This window comes from uncultured Brachyspira sp. (assembly GCF_944390595.1).
Taxonomy (GTDB): Bacteria; Spirochaetota; Brachyspiria; order Brachyspirales; family Brachyspiraceae; genus Brachyspira.
In genome coordinates this window covers 1-6,803 of the sequence record NZ_CALXRN010000157.1, presented here as the reverse complement: position 1 = coordinate 6,803, position 6,803 = coordinate 1, and the positions used below count along the sequence as shown (strand labels likewise).

5 protein-coding genes are annotated in these 6,803 nt (G+C 25.1%); 2 read left to right on the top strand and 3 right to left on the bottom strand.

Features of this window, described 5'->3' with window-relative positions; all coding sequences use genetic code 11:
* Positions 1–453 (top strand): cation transporting ATPase C-terminal domain-containing protein (locus Q0J90_RS09310; protein WP_297277639.1); only part of this gene is annotated, 453 nt, incomplete at its 5' end.
* A 70-nt stretch (positions 454–523) separates the two neighbouring features.
* On the opposite strand, the gene mnmG is transcribed toward Q0J90_RS09310, so the two are convergent.
* The gene (gene mnmG, locus Q0J90_RS09305; protein ID WP_297277638.1) at positions 524–2,374 is read right to left on the bottom strand and encodes a tRNA uridine-5-carboxymethylaminomethyl(34) synthesis enzyme MnmG; all 1,851 of its coding nucleotides are present in this window, start codon (positions 2,372–2,374) and stop codon (positions 524–526) included.
* Positions 2,375–3,139: 765 nt separating this feature from the next.
* On the opposite strand from mnmG, the gene Q0J90_RS09300 reads away from it, so the two are divergent.
* Positions 3,140–3,667: a hypothetical protein gene (locus Q0J90_RS09300; RefSeq protein ID WP_297277637.1), complete on the top strand. Its 528-nt coding sequence runs from the start codon at positions 3,140–3,142 to the stop codon at positions 3,665–3,667.
* 739 nt (positions 3,668–4,406) lie between these two features.
* Here the strand turns inward: Q0J90_RS09300 and Q0J90_RS09295 are convergent.
* Both Q0J90_RS09295 and Q0J90_RS09290 read right to left on the bottom strand, forming a co-directional pair.
* The gene (locus Q0J90_RS09295) at positions 4,407–5,591 is read right to left on the bottom strand and encodes a restriction endonuclease (protein ID WP_297277636.1); all 1,185 of its coding nucleotides are present in this window, start codon (positions 5,589–5,591) and stop codon (positions 4,407–4,409) included.
* 145 nt (positions 5,592–5,736) lie between these two features.
* On the bottom strand, positions 5,737–6,803 hold a 1,067-nt coding region (locus Q0J90_RS09290), incomplete at its 5' end, for an AAA family ATPase (protein ID WP_297277635.1).

The following is a 6,803-nucleotide window of genomic DNA, read 5'->3' as shown; positions in this document are numbered from 1 at the left end:
GGACCTGTAAGTTCTATATTTGATTGGAGTACTTATTTAATAATGTATTTTGTTTTCTGTCCATTATTCGTTTCTAATGGAATATTATATAATAAATTAGGCAATTATTATAATGGTGCCGATTTAGCTAATATAAAAACAATGTATACTTCTATGTTCCAATCAGGCTGGTTTATAGAATCTATATGCACACAAGTTTTGGTTATATATATGATAAGAACTTCTAAAATTCCTTTTATAGAAAGCAGACCATCAAAACAAGTATTTTTATTAACTTTTTCAAGCATTATAATTTTGTCTATAGTGCCATTTACAAGTTTAGGACATCATTTAGGTTTTGTATCATTACCTAAAACTTATTTTGTATTTTTAGTTCCTTGTATATTTGCTTATATACTATTAGTTACATTATTAAAGAAAGTATATATTAGAAAATTTGGCGAATTATTATAATATAAAAAAATAACGCATATAGATAAATAAATAGTTTTTCTATATGCGTTTTTTTATAAACAATATATTTTTATTTCTTTTTATTTGTAAGTGCAAGTATTAGAATATGTACTACTGATTTATCAACTTCCGGTATTCTTAATGCTTGAGATATATTATAAGGCTTGTACTGTTTCAATTTATTAATAGCATCTATTTTGACACTTTTTAAAGTAGAGTAATCAAAATCTTCCGGTATAAGCATGTTTTCGTATTTTTCAATATCTTTTATTTCATTTAAATATCTTGAAATGTAGCCTTCATATTTAATAGCAATTTCTGCATTCTCCAAAACATTTTGATTATAATCGCCGTCTATCAAATGTTTTAACATATCAATACCGCATTCAGGACGCTTTATTATGGAAGCTAAACTCATAGTACGGTACTCTTTAGCTTCTTTTGTGAATCCTAATTCCTCAGTTTCTTTTTGAGTGAGCGTGCGTTTATTTAAATATTCCACAAGTATTTGAGTTTTCTGTTTTTTATCTCTTACCTTTTCAAGTCTTTCTTTGCTTGCAAGCCCTATATTATAAGAAAGTTCTGTTAATCTTTCATCGGCATTGTCTTGTCTTAAAAGCATTCTATGTTCTGCCTGAGAAGTAAACATTCTATGAGGCTCTTTAGTTCCTTTAGTTGTTAAATCATCAATTAAAACGCCTATATATCCGTCGCTTCTTTTTAATATTAATGGAGCTTCTTTTTTAATTTTTAAACTTGCATTTATTCCTGCCATAAGTCCCTGACATGCTGCTTCTTCATATCCGCTTGTGCCGTTAATTTGTCCTGCCAAAAATAAGCCCTCAATTTTTTTAGTTTCAAGTGTAGGCTTTAATTCTATAGGGTTCACATAATCATATTCTACTGCATAAGCTGGTTTTAATATTCTTACTTCCTCAAGTCCTTTCAATGATCTTATCATTTTTATTTGAACATCTTCCGGCAAGCTTGAAGAAAATCCGTTTATATAAACTTCATTAGTTCTATAACTTTCTCTCTCCAAATGCAATTGATGTCTTGGTTTATCGGCAAATCTTACAACTTTATCCTCTATACTTGGGCAGTATCTTGGACCTATACCTGTTATAACTCCACTGTACATTGGTGAAAGATGTATATTATCCTGAATGATTTTATGAATATTAGCGTCTGTATAAGTTATATAGCAAGGCTCTTGAACTATATCAATTTTATCATCTAAAAAAGAGAATGGTGTTATTTCATCATCACCTTTTTGCATTTCTAATATATCAAAGTTAATAGAATAATAATCGACTCTTGCAGGTGTTCCTGTTTTTAATCTTCCTACTTCAAGTCCCAAACTTCTTAAATTATCAGAAAGTCCTATTGCAGGAAGCTCCCCTATTCTTCCGGCTTGTTTCTGATATTTACCAATATGAATAAGTCCGTTTAGAAATGTTCCTGTTGTGAGTATAACTGCTTGGCATTCGTATTCTCTGCCTCTTTCTGTTCTAATTCCTTTAAGTACATTATTTTCTACAATTATTTCTGTTACTATATCCTGATGAAGTGTGAGATTATTCTCTGCATACAATGTTTTAGTAGCTTCTTCTTTATATGCGTATTTATCTGCTTGAGCTCTTGGTGCCCATACAGCTTTACCTTTACTTCTGTTGAGCATTCTAAACTGCATCATAGTTTTATCTATTAATATTCCCATCTCACCGCCTAGTGCATCAATCTCTTTTACAATAGTACCTTTAGCAACTCCACCTATAGAAGGATTGCATGACATTTGTCCTATAGTATCAAGGTTAATAGATATAATTAGAGTTTTCATTCCTAGTCTTGCACATGAAAGCGAAGCCTCTATTCCAGCATGTCCTGCACCTACTACTATTACATCATATTTATTATTCATATAGTATTCTCTTTATTAAACTAAAATTTTTAATACAAAAATGATATAATAAAAATACCATATTGTCAAAGGTAATTTATTGTATAAAATTCTAAATATGCAGTATATATAATTTAAGTAACAAAATTAATTACATATACCGCACGGTAGGTAAAATTTAAAATATAAAATAGTTTTGAATTATTGTATTAATAATAATTCAAAGTATGCTTATCGTGCGTTGAGCAGATTTTTAAATTTAAATAACACTTGGGCGGGTTCTGAAATTTCTAATTAAGCTGTAAATATAATTAATGTTAAAATTCAAAATGAAACAGAAAATTTTAGAGGGGGTATGTAATTAATTTTTTATCAATCATTATTAAAGTTAATCGACACTCGGTCATGTATATAATTAAATAAAAAAACTATTTTAACTATCCTCTATATAAAATTTTAATTTTTCTGATATTTATATATTGTATTTTTTTATTTCATATGATATTTTTTATGAATACTTAATAGTTAATCAACACAAAATATTTATTTAATCAATAAAAATATTTTATCTATAAAGTTATTATATTTTTGACTGTCTAAAAAATAAAACATATAATTAATGAATTTCTTAATTATTTAGTAAAATATATTACATAAATAATATATTTTATTGTAAAAATGATTTGTTATACTATAATATTATATATAGCATATTACTTAAGCTAAAAATATTTTATAAAAGTTTTTTAGAAAGTAAAATATTTTAAATCAAAAAGGTAGTTTTGTATGAAAAAAATTATATTTATATCAATATTAATATTCAGTTTTAGTTTTACAGGATTTGGTTTTTTTGTTGATAAAAAGATATTAGATGCTTATTTTAATATTTCATACTATACAAACAAAACAGATAATACAGTTACATATTATTATGATTATAATAAATATATGACTAATACTATTTCAATGAGTGCTATACATTTTAGTGACAGTAAAGATAATAATGTACATGTTAGTTTATCTATTTATTCAGAAAATAAATTAAATGATAGTATAGAAGAAATACATTTTTTCAATGATGATTTTATGGCAACTTTTAGTGTAAGCTACATGGAAGGTAACTATTTACTAGTTTCAATGGTAGATTTTATTCTTTTTGATAAAATAAGCAGGCTTAAAACTATTTTAATGTTTAAAACAGGAAATGTTAAAATGATGTATAATTTCAACAATATAGTTTACAAATATGATATAGATGATAAAACTTCTTCTATGGTATCTAAAATAATGAACAGTTATAATTCTAGTTTATAATATTCTTTTTATTTTTTATTATTGAATTACAGTTTATAACATCAATGTTAGTCTTTTAAAGCCGTATAAAATAAAATTAAAAATTTATTTTTTATTCAGTTTTTTATATTGTTAATTTGGTTTACCGTGCGTGAAATTCATTTCAAACAATTTTTTATTATGAAAATAATATATTTTATTTTTTGGTATTTTTATAATAAAAATATAATTTTTGGCATAAATGATTTAAATAAATTTTAAAGCTAATAAACACTTGGGCGGGTGCTAAAAATTCTAATTAAGTTATAAAGATAATCAAATTAAAATTCAAAATGAAGCGGTAAACTTTGAAGGGCGGGGTATGTAATTTAAGTTTTAAATCTTAATTACATTTGCCCACCCTTTAGGTTTATTATCTAATTTGTAATTGTAATTTATATTTTATTTTTTGCTTGCTTAGAAATTATAGCTGCCCGCCCAATATTTTTTTTAAATTTATAGTCTTATATACCGCACGCTAAACAAAATTATAAATATTGATTTATATAAAATTCTAATTTTGTTTAATTAAAAATTTCATTAACCGTGCGCTAAAAAAATATTAATCAAAATTCATTTAAAACTTTTATTAATCCATCTTCAATGCATTTCATAACTTCAGCAAATTCTTTTATGTTACTGAAATTTTCCCCGTTTAATTTTTGTGAAGGAATTTTCAAAGCATATTTATATATAGTGCAATCAGCATTATTTAAAATACCTATTTTACGATTTTATTTTCATCAGTATAATTAACTTCTTCTAATGGATAAATGAAACCTGCCTTTTTAGCATTAAGTGTATAAGCATAAGAAACTATTTGATGCTTATCGTTTCTGTCTATATCTTCATTACTTTTCTTATCAAGTTTTTTATATTTTGCATCAAGAACTATATTATTATCATTTTCTAATTTATAGAAGTCCGGATAAACTCTCCATCCATTATTAAGCAGATTTATACCTCCTGCAGATTTTCTATTTTCAGCATGAATAAAATTTTCTTTGCTTAAAAAAGTATTCAAATATTCTTCAAAAAGCCAAGCTCCGTCAAATAATAATCCGTATACAGTATTATTATTAGTGCCGTATTTTAATTTTTCATGCCTTAATATTTGAATGCATATTTTTCTTAAAGGTTCATATTCATAATAGTAAGGGTGTGATAATTTGTTTAAATTTTTATTTATAACACTTTCTCTTTTATTTCTATCATAACTAGGAGTAGAATAAAATATCTGCTGAACATAATTTTTTATTTCGCTGTCATAACTTAAAATATATCTGTTTTTTGTATTTATATATTCTATAGTATGCCTTATCAATTGTGTGATATTATTATCATAACTGTATTCTCTAGTATTGTACGAAATTTTGCCGTTGAAAGGAATATTATTTTTAATGTATCTGTTAATATCAATAGTTCCTTTTACATTAGAATCATTATGTTTTATTGATTTGTACTGTTTGAAAAGCCCCTGTCTTAATGCTCGTTTAAAAAAATTAATAAACATATAAATTAAAAAATCAAATGAATCGTCATAATCTTTGCTATGCTCTAAATTAACAATATTAAGAGAAAGCACTTTCATAAGCATATAATGCAGAAAATAATCTTCATTATCATTTACAGCAAACCTTGAAGAAATTTTTATTTGCGTATTATTATAGCTTATAAATCCAATTATATTATTAGTTAATATACTATCATTAATAATATCAAATATTCTGCTGTTTTCTTCTAAGTCCTTACTTTCTTTTATAGAGTTAGGAAATATTATAATATTATCTTTTATATTATGGAGAGTTTTTCCAGCAATTTCTTTGAGAGAGTTTATTTCATCTTTTGATAATTCTTTTTTACTATTGTCTTTTAATTTAATCATTTTATTATTTTTGTTGCTCATATTATTATTTCAACTTTTTCCTGACCACGCTTCGTAAAAATGTAATTGCCAAAGCTTACTATTATTTTCATTCTATATTGAAATAATTTACTGCCAAATTATTAATTATCTGCAATATCATCACTGTCATTTTGTTAATTTCCATTTAATTATTACTATCTTGTTCTGCACTATTATCTTGTGATGTATTACTAGCAGATTGTGTATTATCAGAAGAACCTGAATAATAAGCATTTTTTAGTTTTTCAAGTTTATTTTCAGCATCAGGCATTCCTCTCAAGTACTCATACAAAAGTCCTTTCAAATGATTCTCCCATAAACTATTAAATGCTATTTTTTTATCATCGCTTGAACTCTTATAATAATTTTTTAATTTCAAAAAATAAGAGGCTCCTATATGATAAGAGGAATTAAAACTTTCTATTTGTTCTATTGCCTTGTTCAAATTATTCATTCTTTTTTTCGCTTCATCTATAAATAATTGTTTATCTTTTTCTGTAATTTCATTATTATTGTCAAACATAGTATTAAGCATATATTGAGTTTCTTTAGCATTAACCTCTTTCCAAGCAAATCTCCTACGCATAGCAAAGTCCATACTTTCAACGCTTCTGTCAATATCATTCATTGTGCCTATTACATAAACATTTTCTGGAACAAAAAATCCGTCTTCAAATTCATCATCTTCATCGCTTTCATCATTATTAATTAAATTATTATATTGAGTTTGTACTTTTCCACTTTCACCTCTATATCCGGGATCAATAGCAAAAAATAATTCTCCGAAAATTTTTGAAATCTCTCCTCTGTTAATCTCATCTATTATAAATACAAATTTACTGCTTCGATTTTTTAAAGCTTCCTTGCAAAACTTTTTAAAAATTCCATCCTTTCTTTCAAATCCAATATTTCCATTACTATCTTTAATAGGTCTTAATCCCTCAACAAAATCAGTATAATCATAAGATGGATGAAACTGTATAAATCCGTAATCATTATTATTCACATTTACATCTTGTTTTTTTCCGCTTATTAAGTCGAAATTTTCTAATAATATTCTTCTTACTATATATGAATCAATACCATTTAAATTTTCATCAAAGAATTTTTTTATATTTTTATTTAATTTATATCTGTTATCATTTTTTTCTATATTGAATATACTGCATATATCAAGCATATATTCTCTTGATAGCATAGGAAAATATGTGT

Bases quoted from the DNA above. Each gene is read 5' to 3' on its own strand.
- mnmG (WP_297277638.1), bottom strand. From the start codon at position 2,374: ATGAATAATAAATATGATGTAATAGTAGTAGGTGCAGGACATGCTGGA.
- Q0J90_RS09300 (WP_297277637.1), top strand. From the start codon at position 3,140: ATGAAAAAAATTATATTTATATCAATATTAATATTCAGTTTTAGTTTT.
- Q0J90_RS09295 (WP_297277636.1), bottom strand. From the start codon at position 5,591: ATGAGCAACAAAAATAATAAAATGATTAAATTAAAAGACAATAGTAAA.